General features: G+C 43.7%; 16 protein-coding genes. 3 read left to right on the top strand and 13 right to left on the bottom strand.

All coding sequences use genetic code 11. From position 1 onward, the window contains the following. Positions 1-133 precede the first annotated feature (133 nt). The 3 genes from QNH15_RS14495 to QNH15_RS14505 all read right to left on the bottom strand — a co-directional run bounded on the left by QNH15_RS14495 (position 134) and on the right by QNH15_RS14505 (position 2,592). Positions 134-724, bottom strand: a complete 591-nt coding sequence (locus QNH15_RS14495) for a genetic competence negative regulator (RefSeq protein ID WP_061970724.1) — start codon at positions 722-724, stop codon at positions 134-136. A gap of 82 nt (positions 725-806) precedes the next feature. Then, the gene (locus tag QNH15_RS14500; RefSeq protein WP_283889090.1) at positions 807-1,751 is read right to left on the bottom strand and encodes a MerR family transcriptional regulator; all 945 of its coding nucleotides are present in this window, start codon (positions 1,749-1,751) and stop codon (positions 807-809) included. A gap of 208 nt (positions 1,752-1,959) precedes the next feature. Continuing rightward, complete coding sequence (locus QNH15_RS14505) at positions 1,960-2,592, bottom strand: CBS domain-containing protein (protein WP_283889091.1); 633 nt, start codon at positions 2,590-2,592, stop codon at positions 1,960-1,962. Between the two features lie 174 nt (positions 2,593-2,766). Between QNH15_RS14505 and QNH15_RS14510 the strand changes: the two genes are divergently transcribed. Then, a complete protein-coding gene (locus QNH15_RS14510) occupies positions 2,767-2,985 on the top strand; it encodes a hypothetical protein (RefSeq protein ID WP_061970731.1) in 219 nt (72 codons plus the stop codon). A 4-nt stretch (positions 2,986-2,989) separates the two neighbouring features. Here the strand turns inward: QNH15_RS14510 and QNH15_RS14515 are convergent, their stop codons facing one another. The 5 genes from QNH15_RS14515 to QNH15_RS14535 form a co-directional block, all read right to left on the bottom strand. Next, on the bottom strand, positions 2,990-3,442 hold the full coding sequence (locus tag QNH15_RS14515) for a DUF2663 family protein (RefSeq protein WP_283889092.1): 453 nt from the start codon (positions 3,440-3,442) through the stop codon (positions 2,990-2,992). Positions 3,443-3,548: 106 nt separating this feature from the next. Continuing rightward, complete coding sequence (locus QNH15_RS14520) at positions 3,549-3,845, bottom strand: hypothetical protein (protein ID WP_283889093.1); 297 nt, start codon at positions 3,843-3,845, stop codon at positions 3,549-3,551. Further along, entirely contained in the window at positions 3,829-4,449 is a 621-nt protein-coding gene (locus QNH15_RS14525) for a CPBP family intramembrane glutamic endopeptidase (RefSeq protein ID WP_283889094.1), read from the bottom strand. Before QNH15_RS14525 ends, QNH15_RS14520 begins: the two co-directional genes overlap by 17 nt. Beyond that, on the bottom strand, positions 4,388-5,947 hold the full coding sequence (locus QNH15_RS14530) for a RecQ family ATP-dependent DNA helicase (RefSeq protein ID WP_283889095.1): 1,560 nt from the start codon (positions 5,945-5,947) through the stop codon (positions 4,388-4,390). Before QNH15_RS14530 ends, QNH15_RS14525 begins: the two co-directional genes overlap by 62 nt. Beyond that, the gene (locus tag QNH15_RS14535; RefSeq protein ID WP_283889096.1) at positions 5,922-6,989 is read right to left on the bottom strand and encodes a YpbB family protein; all 1,068 of its coding nucleotides are present in this window, start codon (positions 6,987-6,989) and stop codon (positions 5,922-5,924) included. Before QNH15_RS14535 ends, QNH15_RS14530 begins: the two co-directional genes overlap by 26 nt. 242 nt (positions 6,990-7,231) lie before the next feature. Here QNH15_RS14535 and QNH15_RS14540 point away from each other — a divergent pair, with 242 nt between their 5' ends. Then, positions 7,232-7,480: a ferredoxin gene (locus QNH15_RS14540; protein ID WP_061970751.1), complete on the top strand. Its 249-nt coding sequence runs from the start codon at positions 7,232-7,234 to the stop codon at positions 7,478-7,480. Between the two features lie 184 nt (positions 7,481-7,664). Further along, on the top strand, positions 7,665-9,236 hold the full coding sequence (gene serA, locus QNH15_RS14545) for a phosphoglycerate dehydrogenase (RefSeq protein WP_283889097.1): 1,572 nt from the start codon (positions 7,665-7,667) through the stop codon (positions 9,234-9,236). A gap of 49 nt (positions 9,237-9,285) precedes the next feature. Here serA and QNH15_RS14550 read toward each other — a convergent pair whose 3' ends face one another. The 5 genes from QNH15_RS14550 to ccsB form a co-directional block, all read right to left on the bottom strand. Beyond that, complete coding sequence (locus QNH15_RS14550) at positions 9,286-10,095, bottom strand: histidinol-phosphatase (protein WP_283889098.1); 810 nt, start codon at positions 10,093-10,095, stop codon at positions 9,286-9,288. A gap of 26 nt (positions 10,096-10,121) precedes the next feature. Next, on the bottom strand, positions 10,122-10,295 hold the full coding sequence (locus QNH15_RS14555; protein ID WP_156412563.1) for a hypothetical protein: 174 nt from the start codon (positions 10,293-10,295) through the stop codon (positions 10,122-10,124). Between the two features lie 152 nt (positions 10,296-10,447). Next, the gene (locus QNH15_RS14560; protein WP_283889099.1) at positions 10,448-12,238 is read right to left on the bottom strand and encodes an ATP-binding protein; all 1,791 of its coding nucleotides are present in this window, start codon (positions 12,236-12,238) and stop codon (positions 10,448-10,450) included. Beyond that, a complete protein-coding gene (locus QNH15_RS14565; protein ID WP_061970761.1) occupies positions 12,235-12,954 on the bottom strand; it encodes a response regulator transcription factor in 720 nt (239 codons plus the stop codon). Before QNH15_RS14565 ends, QNH15_RS14560 begins: the two co-directional genes overlap by 4 nt. Before the next feature lie 114 nt (positions 12,955-13,068). Further along, positions 13,069-14,262 (bottom strand): c-type cytochrome biogenesis protein CcsB, encoded by a 1,194-nt coding sequence (gene ccsB / locus QNH15_RS14570; RefSeq protein WP_283889100.1) that lies wholly within the window; start codon positions 14,260-14,262, stop codon positions 13,069-13,071. Positions 14,263-14,270 lie beyond the last annotated feature (8 nt).

Below are 14,270 nucleotides of genomic sequence, written 5' to 3' on the forward strand. Positions count from 1 at the left end.
TTATCAGTATATTCCCTGCCACTCCGTATGAGCTTTTCTTTGAGGAAATCCAATCTATCATACCACGTTTAGTGCTTGATGTAATAGCAAACACCGCCTTTTGAACTAAAAAAACTCCCGTTTGGACGGGAGCTTAATTAAAATACTTATTAATTTGCGAAATCGCATGACTGTCCATCAGTGCTTTTCCGTATTCGATCACCCTGTGGCTCGTAATCGTAGATGAACTGCCAAACTCGGCCATCAGCGCAATCAAAGTATCCAATTCGATTTCTGTAAGGTCATGTTCTTCAAATTTCAAGTAAAAACAATTTTCGAACGAGTAGAGAACGCCAGCATCCAAATTTAAAGGTTTCAGGCGTTGTGCAAGTGCAATCACATCTTCAAAGGAAGAAAACTCATAGAAGATTTCGTCACTTTCATCAAGTGTAACCTGCATTTCAATATAGTCATCATCGTATTCATCTTCAAGTTCATACTCGTTATGCCCTTTTGTCACAATGACCACCATTCCTTGCGCCGGTAAAGCAAAAACTTCAACAGCGATCGGTCCGTCTGCTTTAAACCCTACTTCATCGTCTGCTTCGGTCATCATGTCTCGGAATAATTGGTGAACTTTTGGAATGTCCTGCCATATCTCATCTTTGGATATTCCGCGTTCCTTTAAATCATCAAACGTTAGGAAGATTTTGATCTTGTTATAAGTTAATCGCTCTACCCGCATTTCTGGTCCCCCTTACATTCGATTCCGCATCTCTTTACTTACACTATATGAGTGAGAAGGCAGTTGGTGATTAATGATCCTCTCACTTCTGTGACCAAAGAGGCGGTCGTTTTTCTTCTTTTAATTTTTGGTGAATCCATTGATCCCATTCCGTTTTGGTGTTCCCTATTATAATGTCTTTAAATTTGGTTTTTATATCATTGGATAAATATTCAAGTCCCAGGCCTCCCAAGCCAATTTGGAGGGAGGGATGGTTGTATGCCGCCTGCTCTATCCATTCAACTGTTGACAGCAAATGCTCTTCGATGGTGCAGGAAACAAATAGCAATTTAGGATCAACCTCCCGGATGACAGTATCGAGATCTTCAGGAGGGATGCCTTCACCGAGGTAAATCACCTCAAATCCTTTTTGCCGCAGGTAAAGTGTAAAAATCAAAAGGCCCAGTTCGTGAGTCTCTTTTAGTCCGCATACTGCTATCACCCTTGGAAGATAGCTGTCCACAGGAAGATGAAACATAATATTACCAATCTTCCCTTTTAAAAAGCTGGAGGCATAGTGCTCATGGGCCACCGTTATTTTTTTGTTTTCCCACATGTCACCTACCTTAACAAGCAATGAACCCAGAATGTCGATGGTCACTTTTTCGAGAGTAAAAAGGCTGAAAGCCCTGTCCATCACTTCCTTGGCTTTGCGCTCATTGAATGACATCAGAGCGGAAAGAAGCTCGTCCGACAGCTGCATTGCTACATCCTTCTGCCCGCTGCTTTCCACAACAATCTGTGATATTTTATTCCCATGGTGTTCCAGCAGGTCGACTGCCTGGCTTATTGTAAAACCATGTTTAATTTTATTCATAAGCCATTTGATAATATAGATATGTTCATCAGTATAAAGCCGGTGGCCCGCTTCGTTTCTCTTGGGCTCAATGATCGAATATCTCCGCTCCCATGCACGAAGTGTTCCTGCCTGGATGCCAAGCATCTTACACACGGCTTTTATATTGTATTTTCCTTCCTGTGATGCCATTTCTATATCCTCCAATAGCTGATTATACCTATTAGTATAGCGGACAGATTTACTGGTGTAAAATTTCAGGAATCCAAGAAAAACCAATTTTTACTAAATACTCTTTTTTATTGGGAGATTTTATTTTTCATTCCCCTAAGATGCTGTTTGGTAAAACACATTTTAACTGAAAATTGCTAAAAAGGACAGCCCTAAATTAAGGGCCGTCTCAATCTTCATGTATGCTTAAAATCCTGAATCCGGACTGGCTGAGCTTTTCCGTAAATTTTTTAAGGTTAGGGGTTTTTTCTACCTTCATCACCATCCTTCTGACCAATTTATCCGTCTCATCAAAAGTGGTTAACGAAATAATGTTTTCATGAAATTGTTTTGTAATTTCAGACAGTCTCGCAATCCTGCCTTCCGCTTCCAAAGACGCAAAGGCGATTCGCACTCCAGGCATTTTCATGCCAAACGCGCTTTGAAACTGTTCAAGCACATCATACCTTGTGATAATGCCAAGGAGCACATTATGTTTATCCGCCACCGCAACGATTGGCATGTCGTTGACCATAAGAAGCGTTTGTTCAAACATTTCATCCTCAGACACAGCCTGGTTTTTGTACCTTGAAATTTCCCCGGCTTTTGTTTTCAGCAAGAATTGCTCTTTTGACAAAGAGCTTATGAAGCAGGACTCATAGATGAAGTGGCGTGTGATGATTCCCTGATAGCGTTTTTCCTCAACAACCGGTATGCCATCCAGGTCATGTTTTTCCATCAAATCCAATGCCTCCTGGACCGATGCATTCTTTTGGATAAAATGTGTTTTCCTCAATGGAACCATATGACTTTTCACAAACATACCCTATTTTTCCTCCCCAACATGTAAATTTTCCCGTCTCAATATTTACATGAGCAGGGCAATCTTTATTAAAATTATGAGAATATTTAAAAATCTTTTATTGTAAATCCTGTAAAATTGTCTTATCATTAAAATTACAACCGATAAATTTCAAATAGATTGGAGAGGAACAGCATGACTTTATTAAAAATCAAGACAAAATCTCTCGTGTTAAATAAAGATCTTGAATATAACGAAAAACTGGGTCTTCCCGTTGAAGTTTATTGCCCTCTGGCCCATCAAACCATTGCTTTCGGGAGGATTGAAACGCTGGATGACCATTTTGTCGTAATCAATTCGGAAAAACATGCAATTGCTGATTATTTCTTCTTTGGCTGCCCATGTGCCGTCTAACCTTTCATTTGTGATACAGATTAATGTCGTATTCTGATTTTATAAACTCCATGACCTGGTGCCTGTTATTCCACATGTCAGGTCTTGGCCATAAATCGTCGCCACGCTCTACGATCTCTTTCCGTATGCTTTCAAACTCTTCATCTGCTTTTGAACATTTCTTTTTCATCCGTTTCCACTGAACCCCTGCCAGCAAAAAGTAAACAAAAATAAACCAAACCATCTGGTCACCTGCCAGGGATGCCACTGCCGCCCGCACACTTTCTGCCTCATTCCACTTAAATCCATACAAATAAATCAAACTTAAGCACCCCATGAGTGAACTGTAAAAGGCCCACCATTTCATCTGCTTGTCAAGCTGGTCTTTTCGTTCCTTTTTTTCGATTAACGTTTGGAGAACCACTTTGCAAATGTCCGAAATATAAGGCTCGACCTTCCAATTGTTCAATGCATTCATATAAGCCCCCTCCTGCTTCAAATTATGCTACTGCCAATTAAATCATTCCGAATGGGCTTCCTGTTTTTGTTCATGAAAAAAAGCTGACGGCAGCTATGCCGTCAGCTTAATTATGAGATTCGATCTGCACTTTTTGAACATCATCTTTTCCGTTAATCGGATTCATGACTTTCGGAAACCAGATATTATAAGTAAGAATAAAAACAACAAGCAGCATAAATGCCAGAAGGAGGCTCCGGGTCAGCGGCAGCCGTTTTTTCTTTTCCGGAGGTGAAGGCGCAGGGGGTGTCTTTTCTCCGGCTTGTGTCCCGTTGATCCTTTTCGCTTTTCTTTGATGAAATTCTTTTCTCGAAGGCAGTGGACGATCCTGAATCAGTCCAGTCTCCTCACTCACGTTCTTCAAAAAAACCACCTCCGTTTTCAGCCCGATTGTTACGGGAAATCAGCCAGCCTTTAGAGATAAGAAGGCCAAGCAGGAAATCAATAAAAAAATGTGCAGTCATGGGTATAACTAAATTGTTGGTTTTTTCATATAAGTATCCGAGCAGAAAACTTAATAGAACCGCTGCTATGAATAGAACTGGCTTTTTTATATATCGTACATGGAGTACAGCAAATAGTAAACTCGTTAGGCTGAAACCCAATAGAGGCTGAATGGCACCGCGGAACAGCCACTCTTCGGAAAACGAGATCACAGCCGTCAAAAAGGCAATGTGCCAAATCGGGACCTTTCTGAAAATCCGTTCATTGATGCCGCCATCATCGAGCATTCTTTCGGGTAAAATCAAATGAAGCAGCAGATTGACCAGCACCACCAGAAGGGCTGTCCCCAGACCGAGTACAAGTACAGGAAACACTCCCCACCTGAACCTCTCCAGATGAAACCCGGTAAACAGCATAATCAATGTTCCCGCAGCCAGAAAAACTCCCTGGGACACATATATATTAAGTCGCAGCTCCTTGTCGCTCATTTGCCGGATCAGCGCAGATTGATCCCACTTCTTCATGAACACCATCGCTTTCCTGATTAAAAATATATCGAAGCTCCTTTTGCCAGCTCATATGCTCTTCAAAAGAACGTTCCTTTTCTTCTTTTCTATGAAAAAGACCGAGGTCCAATTGGCAAAAACTGCAGCAATTTCTTTCCATGCTTTGGCTGGTTTCACTAAAGATATCCCCGATTTTTTTCCGTTTGCAGAAATCACCTTTCGTCCATTCTACCATTTCATTCAGTTTTTTGCGCTTGTGCGCTTTTCTGTGTTGAATTTTTGATAAAATGCGATCTCTTGCCGTTTCTGGCAAGAGCTGTCTGGTTCTGGAAAAATAACCTTCCTCCTCAAATTGGTAAAACATAAATCTTCTCGCGCTCTCCCCCATTTCCATGCGTTCGAGCATCTCTAAAAATTGAAGAGGATCACCGGCAGGCAACGAAGCGCAATGAAGGACTTGGGTTTCGTTTGGATACTCATGATCAATGAACATTTCCGGAAGTTCAGTATCCCCGCAGCTGTACAAAAGCACAGCAAGGCTGGGCTTACCATCCCTTCCGGCCCGTCCGATTTCCTGTACATACGATTCAATATTGGCTGGCATATGAAAATGAATGACATAACGGATATTCGGTTTATTGATGCCCATTCCAAAGGCGTTCGTGCAGCAAATCAAATCCAGCTCATCATTTAGAAACTGTTTTTGAATCAACAGCCGGTCTTCATTTTCAAGGCCTCCATGATAGGCAGCCACCCTGCTCTTGCCATGCGCACGAAGCATTTCTGCGAGTTGTTCTGCCCATGACCGGGTTGAAGCATATAAAAGTCCGGGTCCTTCCAGGGTAGAAGCGAGCTCCAGTGCCCGGTTCAGCTTGTCCATATGAACCGGGTGCTGTTCGGTGGCGAGTGCAATATTTGGACGGTCTACACTGTACACATGCTCTATGCATGAAGGAATTCCAAGCTTGTCACAAATGTCCCTCCTGACTTCGGGTGTTGCTGTTGCCGTCAATGCCAGACATGGGGGTTGGCCCAGTTGTGACCGTATGGAAGAAAGTTTAAGATAGCTGGTGCGGAATTCGTGTCCCCACTGGGAAATGCAATGGGCTTCGTCTACTACAAAAAGAGAGATCGATAGTTTTTTTAACTCTCTGATCATATATTCATTTTGCAGGATCTCTGGGGATACATAAATAAACTTGTAATAGTAAAGGTTCCGCAAAACCCTTCTTTTTTCTTGAAAATCCATAAAGCTGTTCAGGGCTACCGCTCTTTTCTCTCCCGACCGCTTCAGTTGTTCCACCTGGTCTTCCATCAGCGATAATAATGGAGATACTATGAGCACCGCTCCTGAAAAAACATATCCGGGTAGTTGGTAGCACAGAGATTTCCCTGTTCCTGTCGGCATCATTGCCAATACATCTCGTTTGCACAGAATATCCTCAATGACTTCAAGCTGGCCGGCACGAAATTCACGATAGCCAAAACGTTCATATAACAGGGTTTGAAGTTCCAAGAATATCTCCCGCCTTTCCTAAGACAAGCCTGATTTTAAAATACGATATATCTTCCAGTCTATCTTTAATCACTTTCAGCTTTTTTGTCTGAAGGACAGTATAAGCATTTAAAATCCTTTGCTGTTCTTCCAAAGAAACATAGTGATCGATTGAAAAACGGTCATAATGGATGGCAATTTCAACAAGATGATCTTCAATGGTGCTTTTTTTCATCCTGCGAATATTAATGATTTGCTCCATGCTCTTTCCTTCGTTCAAAAGATTCCAAGTTTTTTGTGCCGAAAGAGTTAACGGCTTGTCCAGATCCAGACCAGCCATCAATTTGTTAAGCACCCTGTACTCCTCATGTGCCTCCTTGGCCCTTTTCAAAAGAAAGTGAAGCATGGAACGAAAACGAAGCTGTGCTTCCACTTCCGGGATCTGAAGAATCTGTGCAACTTGTTTGTTCGTTAAGCCTGTCCGGTTATGCCTGCTCAGTCTCAGGACAAAATTCTCCGCGTCAAGATCGGCCCATTCACTAAGAAGGGCTAACATTTCCCTATACAACTGATCCGCTTCCTTCTGCCTATCTTCCCCTTTTGGGAACCACACCTTTACTGAATGAAGAACAGCTGGATCCTGCGAAACTGGCAAAAAAGAAAAATCCTGCCTGATCGCATGAGAAAGTGATTGTATGTAAAGTGTTAGCAACTGGTAGAAAGGCTGCTCAGCCTGTTTGTAGCGCATGCCATCAAACATAAACAGGTAAGGGTGCAGATTAAAGAAATCTTCAGTCACCTGTGCCCCTCTATCCGTTATCGTATAGCGATCATTCTCCAGACACACCCACCCTCTTTTCAGCAGCTCTGCAGCCGTATGTTCAGCCTCATTCCGGCGAAGACCAGGCAATATTCCAAAAAAAGATGAAATATTGAACAAGTGGCCGTCTGAGAGGGTTTGTGACGTCTTTTTTCCATTAAGCATGTGGAGAAGACCTGAAAGGCTGCGTTCCCCGTTAAATTTTTTAATCAAGTATAGAAGAAGTCCTTCTGTCATATTCATTGTTTTATCACCACGCTTATAGTTTACATGAAAAAGCTTAACTATGGGTTGCTTGTTCTGTGAAGAAACTGCAGGGGAATCGGAAGTATTCGAGGAGTGTTTGCACAAACGATCATTTTTTCTATTGAAATAATGGTAGAGAATAACTTACAATATGTATAGCACACATATATTGAAGTATAACAATTTGCATGTATACGTAATATATTGTATCGTTTTACCATGATTAGGAGGTTATAAATATGCCAAAGTACACAATTGTAGACAAAGACACTTGCATTGCCTGTGGAGCTTGTGGAGCTGCCGCCCCTGATATTTATGATTATGATGATGAAGGGATCGCTTTTGTTACTCTTGATGAAAACCAGGGTATCGTTGAAATTCCAGATGTACTGGTCGATGATATGCAAGACGCGTTCGAAGGCTGCCCTACTGATTCAATCAAAGTAGCAGACGAGCCGTTTGAAGGCGACCCATTAAAATTTGAATAGTTAAGGACGGACCAAGCCCTTCATCCGAAGGGCTTTTTATATTCATTAAAAATCATACCAATCCGGCTTGTCAATGTCCTCAAACGAACAATTTCTCAGATTTTGTTTGTAAGCAAAAAAATCCTGTGATAAATTATCAGTGTTATATAAATATTCTGAAAAATATCAGGAGCGGAGTGATCTTATGTATACGGTGCTGGCAACCGATTCGATTGCAAAGCAAGGAATGGCAGAACTGGAGAGCGAGCCTGGTGTTTCTGTCATCTACGGGCACGTTAACGATATTTCCCAACCAGAACATATTGATGCTCTGGTTGTGCGGAGTGCCACCATGGTAACCAAAGAGCTGTTGTCGCGTTTTTCAAACTTGAAAATCATTGCCCGCGCTGGTGTGGGGGTAGACAATATCGATATCGACGCAGCCACACAGAGAGGAATACTGGTCATCAATGCTCCCGACGGCAATACTATTTCCACAGCGGAGCATACGTTTGCGATGATCATGGCCCTCCTTCGAAAAATTCCTCAGGCCAATCAATCGGTTAAAGAAAAAAAATGGAACCGTTCGAGTTTCAAAGGAACCGAACTGTCCGGAAAATCGCTTGGCATTGTCGGTATGGGCAGGATTGGCACGGAATTAGCCAAACGGGCAAGAGTATTCGGCGCAAAGGTGCAGGTTTATGATCCTTTTCTGACCAATGACAGAGCAAAAACACTTCAGGTAACTTCTTTACCGCTTGATGAGCTGCTGAGTACAAGCGATATTATCAGTGTACATACACCGCTCACAAACGACACCAAAAAATTGATCAACGCTGACAATCTATCAAAAACAAAACAGGGGGTTTACCTCATCAACTGTGCCAGAGGGGGGATTCTCGATGAAGAAGCTCTTTATACTTTCTTGACCCGTGGACATGTGGCGGGCTGTGCTCTTGATGTTTTTGAAACCGAGCCAGCGGTGGAAAACAGGCTCGTTCAACTGAACAATGTGATTGCCACACCCCATATTGCTGCATCTACGACCGAAGCCCAGTTAAATGTCGCATCACAGGTTGCTCATGAGATATCCTCCTTTTTCAAGGGAAAGCCGGTCAAAAATGCCGTGAATCTCCCTGCGGTTTCCAATGAGGAATTTCAAAAAATTTACCCATTCTATGAGCTTGCCAAGATGTCTGGCCAATTGCTGTCACAATCTTTTTCCTCCCCAATTAAGGAAATTAAAATTACCTTTGCTGGTTCCATCACCGACTATGACACCGGACTGGTAACGAGAGGGCTACTGTCAGGTTTTTTACAGCCAAGAGTTGACCGGATCGTAAACGATATTAATGCCGCACTGATTGCTAAAGAACAAGGATTTACCTTTTGCGAAACCTACAGCACGGATGCTCAGGGCTATGAAAATTGGATGGAAGCCCGAGTAATCGGAGAACATGACAGCTTCAGCCTTCAGGCCACCTTTATCAGCGGGTATGGACCGAGAGTCGTCAATATTAACGGATATTCTACCGATTTTGTCCCCGAAGGCTATCTTGTTTATATTGAACATATCGATCGCCCGGGCGTCATCGGAAGGGTCGGTAAGCTGATCGGCGACCTTGAGATTAACATTGCGTCAATGCAGGTGGGACGAAAAATGGCAGGCGGAGAGGCCATCATGATGCTGAGCTTTGACAAGGAGCTGGCTCAAGACATTCTGCTGAAAATCAAGGAACTGCCAGACGTTGTGTCAGCCACCAAAATTAATCTGTAACGCAAAAAGCACGGAGATCGAAACTCCGTGCTTTTTGCTGTGTTTTAAGTTAAAAGGATATTTCTTTTCTTTGTCCCTTGTTAAACGTCATAACCGAGGTGTATCCTGTTTCCTTTGCCAGTTGAAACGCTTGATCATAATCAGCTCCTACATGAGCGGGCTCGTGTGCGTCAGAAGAAAAGACGATCGGTATTCCTTTATCTTTGCACATCTTGAGAAGAACGGGTTCTGGGTACAGCCTTTGAACGGGTTTTCTTAAGCCGGCAGTCGAAATCTCCACACAGGTCTTTGAATTTTTCAGTGCTTCAGTGGCCCGGTCGTACTGCTCAAGCAAAAATTCTTCATCCTTGGGTATGTACTTGAAAATCTTAACAAGATCTATATGGCCAATGATGTCAAAAAGATTGGACTCCGCGAGCGTGACCACCTGATCGTAATATTGTCTGTACACCTCATACAGGTCCCTGCGGTCCCATTCTTTGCGGTATTCCGCCAGGTCGATTCCGAAATCGCCTACCCAGTGGACAGAACCAATGACATAATCAAAATCATAGTTTGAGATAAACTGCTCCATCTCTTTATGGCTACCGGGGGTGTAGTCCATTTCGATCGACATCTTCACATCCAAATCGTTTTTCCATGCTTCATGAAACAATTTCACATAGTCTTCCATATCATAGTATCTGCGTTCTTCCATCCAGGGCTTGCTGACAATATCCTTCGTTTGATAGAAATGATAGGCATGTTCAGAAATCCCGAAATTAGGAATGTTTTTAGAGCGTGCTTCATCCACAAATTTCTTTAAGTAGTCCAGTGTGAGCGTTCCTTTTTCCAAATGATTGTGATAGTCTGTCGGCAAACCGTTTCCTCCTCTTATTGTACAACCTATTTCTTGGGCAAATCCTTATCCACTTTTGTACCATGAAAAACGGGTTGCTTCAAGTGTTTTTCGAAATTTCCCCTCGATTTCGCCTCTCCGCCCTTCCCTCCAAGAAATAGCATGCCAATACAAAGGGTGATCGCCAGTACTACCAAAAAACGTCTTCCGTAGTCTTTCATCTTTTCCTCCTGAAACAAGAATCACCCTTTCATGTTATGCGGAAGACGTTTTTTAAGAACCTTTACCGTACGAGATAATAAAAAAACAAACGGCGGGAACCGTTTGTTTTTGGGTTTGTTTCTTATGGAACAAGAAAAACCGGGCGAATTACCTATTCTTCAACAGATAGCGGCAAGAAGATGGAAAAAGTGGTACCTTCGTTGAGCTTGCTGTGAACCGAAATGCTCCCATTGTGGGTCACCACAATATTTTTTGCAATGGCCAGTCCAAGGCCGGTACCGCCTTTTTTTCCGCGTGTTCGTGCTTTATCGGCTTTATAAAACCGCTCAAACACAAACGGAAGGTCTTCTTCTGCAATCCCTGATCCATTGTCTGTCACTTCAATCTTCAGCCCCTGTTTGAACCGTTCCACCAAAATGGCGACCTTGCCGTTCGAGGCGGTATGGCGAAGGGCGTTATCGATCAAATTGGTCAGCACCTGTTCAATTCGGTCAGGGTCAAACCGGGCAGTGCCATCTGCCTTCAGGTTAAGGGTCAGCTCAATGTCACGCTCTCTGGCAATGCCATAAAATTTCCGGACGACCCGCTCAAAGAACTCGTTAACCGAAACCGTCGCCGGACGCAGCTTCATCTGTCCGGCTTCAAGCCTTGCCAAATCGAGTAGCTCATTGACCAGCCGCCCCATTCTGAGCGATTCATCATGAATGATCTTCACAATTTCTTTTTCCTCCTCCCTGGAACCAGCCACATCGTCCACGATGGCCTCACTGTATCCCTGAAGCATCGAAATCGGTGTTCTGAGTTCATGCGAGACATTGGCAATGAAATCTTTGTTCAGTTTCTCCATCTGCCGCTCTTCTGTCATATCACGAAGTACAGCCACCGCTCCCCTTACAAAGGATTGGTTGTAAAGCGGAGTCATAACGACCACCCAGCTTCGCCCCTGAATATCAATTTCGATGTACTGTTCTTTTTCGGAAGTGACAACATTTTGAAACAACTCGGTAAGCTCCGATGGCAGGGCTTCTTTTTTGTCCTTGTCCATTCCCTGTTCATAATACCAAGCCTGCAAAAAACGCTGTGCAGGAGGGTTCGAAACAAGGATGCTCATCCTGCGGTCAAACGTAATAACGCCATCGGCCATCGAGCTGAGAATTCCAGACAGCTGTTCCTTTTCCTGATTCAACGCAGTAATGAAATTTTTCAGCTGCCTCCCCATCCTGTTAAACGCCATGGCAAGTTCACCGATTTCGTCATGGGTCAGCATCGGCACCTTCATATCGAATTCACCACGAGCCATATGAGAGGCCGCTTCCCTCATCTTGCGCAGCGGCGCAGTCACACGGCTGGATAGAAAGAAAGCAAAGATTGTTGTCAGGATGATGGCGATGCCAGCCGATAAAAAGATCAGTCTTTTGGTATAATTGGTGCTTTCGGCTATGTTTTCCAGTGACTGATACACATAAACGGCACCGGTTTTTCCGTTTTCCATCTTAAAGGGAAGACCGACGATCAGAAGCCTGTTATGTATTTCCTTCCCTTTTGACATGACTGGAAAATCGCCCTTCTTCACCACTTTTTTACCGTTTTGGTAAACAGAGGCGAGGGATTTATTTTTAAAAAAGACACTCACCGGAAGGTCCGCTTCTTCCTGCTTTCGTGATGTCGGTGAGTAATGCTCATTTTTATTCATGATGATCATGGCGTTCAAGGAATAGGCATCCACGAGCTCCGATGAAATGCGCAGCGCCTCTTCCTTGCTGTTATAGTCCTCAAGAAGTTCCACCATTTTATGCGTGAGCTTGGTGAGCTGTTCTTCCGCTTGATTATCGTAATAACGGCCAACAAACTGCGTCAGCATCACCGTCAGTATGAACAAAACAACCGAAACCAGAAGTAAAATGGTGACCCACAGTTTTCCGACGACACTACGCCAGATCATGCTTGTTCTGCAACCTCAAATTTGTAGCCGACTCCCCACACCGTCGCAATCATGGATGCAGCTTCCGGAGACACTTTATTTAATTTTTCACGGAGCCGTTTAACATGCGTATCCACTGTTCTCAAATCCCCAAAGAACTCATAGTTCCAAACATCTTTTAAGAGCTGTTCCCGAGCATACACTTTATCCGGTGTTTTGGCCAGATAATAAAGGAGCTCGTATTCTTTTGGTGTCAGGTTGACCTCCTTGCCCCCGGCAATCACACGGTGAGCGTCATGGTCAATGGTCAGATGCGGAAACACAATAATATTTTTGGCTACCGACTCCGTTTGTAAGAATTTTGTGGAAGAGGACCGCCGAAGCAGCGCTTTAACCCGCAGAATCACTTCACGGGGGCTGAACGGTTTTACGATATAATCATCCGCTCCGGACTCGAAGCCCTGGATCCGGTTAACTTCTTCCCCTTTTGCTGTCAGCATAATAACTGGTGTCGCTTTTCGCTGTCTTAATTTTTCACAGACTTCCATACCGTCCATACCCGGCATCATGAGATCAAGCAATATCAAATCATAGTTCAGTGTCAAAGCAAAATCCAAAGCTTCTTCTCCGTTTTCCGCTTCATCCACTTCATAATTTTCGCGTTCCAGGTACATTTTTAAAAGCTTGCGGATTCGTTCTTCATCATCCACGATTAAAATCTTCGCTTCTTTTTCCACTGGTGTTCCTCCATTTCATTGAATCTGCACCTCTATCATACATGAACAGCTTGTATATAACAAAACCCTTCATCTCAAAAGGAAAAATTGAGATGAAGGGCCGCTTTTTTCGTGTTACGCATAGGAATGAAGGCCGGATATTACAAGATTAACAGCAATCAGATTGAACATGATGATGACAAATCCAATGACGCACAGCCAGGCTGATTTTTCGCCATGCCAGCCTCGTGAAAGGCGGAAATGAAGATAGGCGGCGTAAAACAGGAAGGTGATCAAGGCCCAAACTTCTTTTGGATCCCATCCCCAGAACCTGGTCCAGGCCTCCTGTGCCCATATCATGGCAAAGATCAGCGCCCCGAGCGTAAATACGGGAAAGCCGATGGCCACCGACCGGTAGCTGATTTCATCCAACAGATCCGGTTTCAGGTTCATGAGCTTCGGCTGGATCGCGGCTGAAATTCGTTTTCTTAAAATGAGCCGGACAATGCCGTACAGCACACCGCCTGTAAGCAGCGACCAGATAAAGGTATTGAATTTCCTTGGAGCCTGCTCTCCGTTCATCCACGAAGGTGAGGCAACGAGCGGTCCAAAGTGGTCATCTGCCTGAGTACCGTTCGGCGGTCCGACAAGCGCAGGCACATTGTAGGTTAATTCCACCATCTGATCCTTCTTGTCGGTGAAGTTGAACGATGTTTCATAACCTGCTGCTGCAGAAATGGCGTTGACAAGAATAAAGCCGAATACACATAAGAGAAAATACATGATGATTTCGAGCATTTTCGTCTTTTTGGTAGAGCGAGTCTGGTCAACGACCCGGATTAGAAAAATCAATCCAGCGACAAAGGAAATGGATAGAATTCCTTCTCCCAGCGCAGCTGTTGTAACATGGATTTTCAGCCAGTCACTTTGAAGTGCAGGAATCAGCGGGGCGATATCCTTTGGAAACATGCTGGCATACGCAATAACAAGAAGCGCGATCGGCATGGCAAAAACACCTAGCGCGTTGGTTTTGTAAATCCCATACAGCAGGATAAAAGCAAACACCATCATCATCCCAAAAAAGGTTGTGAATTCAAAAAGGTTGCTGACCGGTGCATGTCCGCTGGCTATCCATCGGGTCACAAAATATCCGAGCTGCGAGATAAAACCGAGGATAGAAAGAGCGTAGCCCACTCTTCCCCATCTTCTCGTATAAGCCGCTTTATTCTCTTTTCCTTTTTTATCGGAAAGAGACATGGCAAAGACAAGCGTTGCAATGAGATAAATAATAAAGGCGATATAAAGCAAAGTACTGCTGAGTTCAGCCATAATAACCT

Source organism: Fictibacillus enclensis (genome assembly GCF_030123385.1).
GTDB classification, from domain to species: Bacteria; Bacillota; Bacilli; order Bacillales; family Fictibacillaceae; genus Fictibacillus_C; species Fictibacillus_C enclensis.

Coding starts and splice junctions, on each gene's coding strand:
- QNH15_RS14495 (WP_061970724.1), bottom strand. CDS start 724: ATGCGGGTAGAGCGATTAACTTATAACAAGATCAAAATCTTCCTAACG.
- QNH15_RS14500 (WP_283889090.1), bottom strand. CDS start 1,751: ATGGCATCACAGGAAGGAAAATACAATATAAAAGCCGTGTGTAAGATG.
- QNH15_RS14505 (WP_283889091.1), bottom strand. CDS start 2,592: ATGTTTGTGAAAAGTCATATGGTTCCATTGAGGAAAACACATTTTATC.
- QNH15_RS14510 (WP_061970731.1), top strand. CDS start 2,767: ATGACTTTATTAAAAATCAAGACAAAATCTCTCGTGTTAAATAAAGAT.
- QNH15_RS14515 (WP_283889092.1), bottom strand. CDS start 3,442: ATGAATGCATTGAACAATTGGAAGGTCGAGCCTTATATTTCGGACATT.
- QNH15_RS14525 (WP_283889094.1), bottom strand. CDS start 4,449: ATGAAGAAGTGGGATCAATCTGCGCTGATCCGGCAAATGAGCGACAAG.
- QNH15_RS14535 (WP_283889096.1), bottom strand. CDS start 6,989: ATGAATATGACAGAAGGACTTCTTCTATACTTGATTAAAAAATTTAAC.
- QNH15_RS14540 (WP_061970751.1), top strand. CDS start 7,232: ATGCCAAAGTACACAATTGTAGACAAAGACACTTGCATTGCCTGTGGA.
- serA (WP_283889097.1), top strand. CDS start 7,665: ATGTATACGGTGCTGGCAACCGATTCGATTGCAAAGCAAGGAATGGCA.
- QNH15_RS14555 (WP_156412563.1), bottom strand. CDS start 10,295: ATGAAAGACTACGGAAGACGTTTTTTGGTAGTACTGGCGATCACCCTT.
- QNH15_RS14560 (WP_283889099.1), bottom strand. CDS start 12,238: ATGATCTGGCGTAGTGTCGTCGGAAAACTGTGGGTCACCATTTTACTT.
- ccsB (WP_283889100.1), bottom strand. CDS start 14,262: ATGGCTGAACTCAGCAGTACTTTGCTTTATATCGCCTTTATTATTTAT.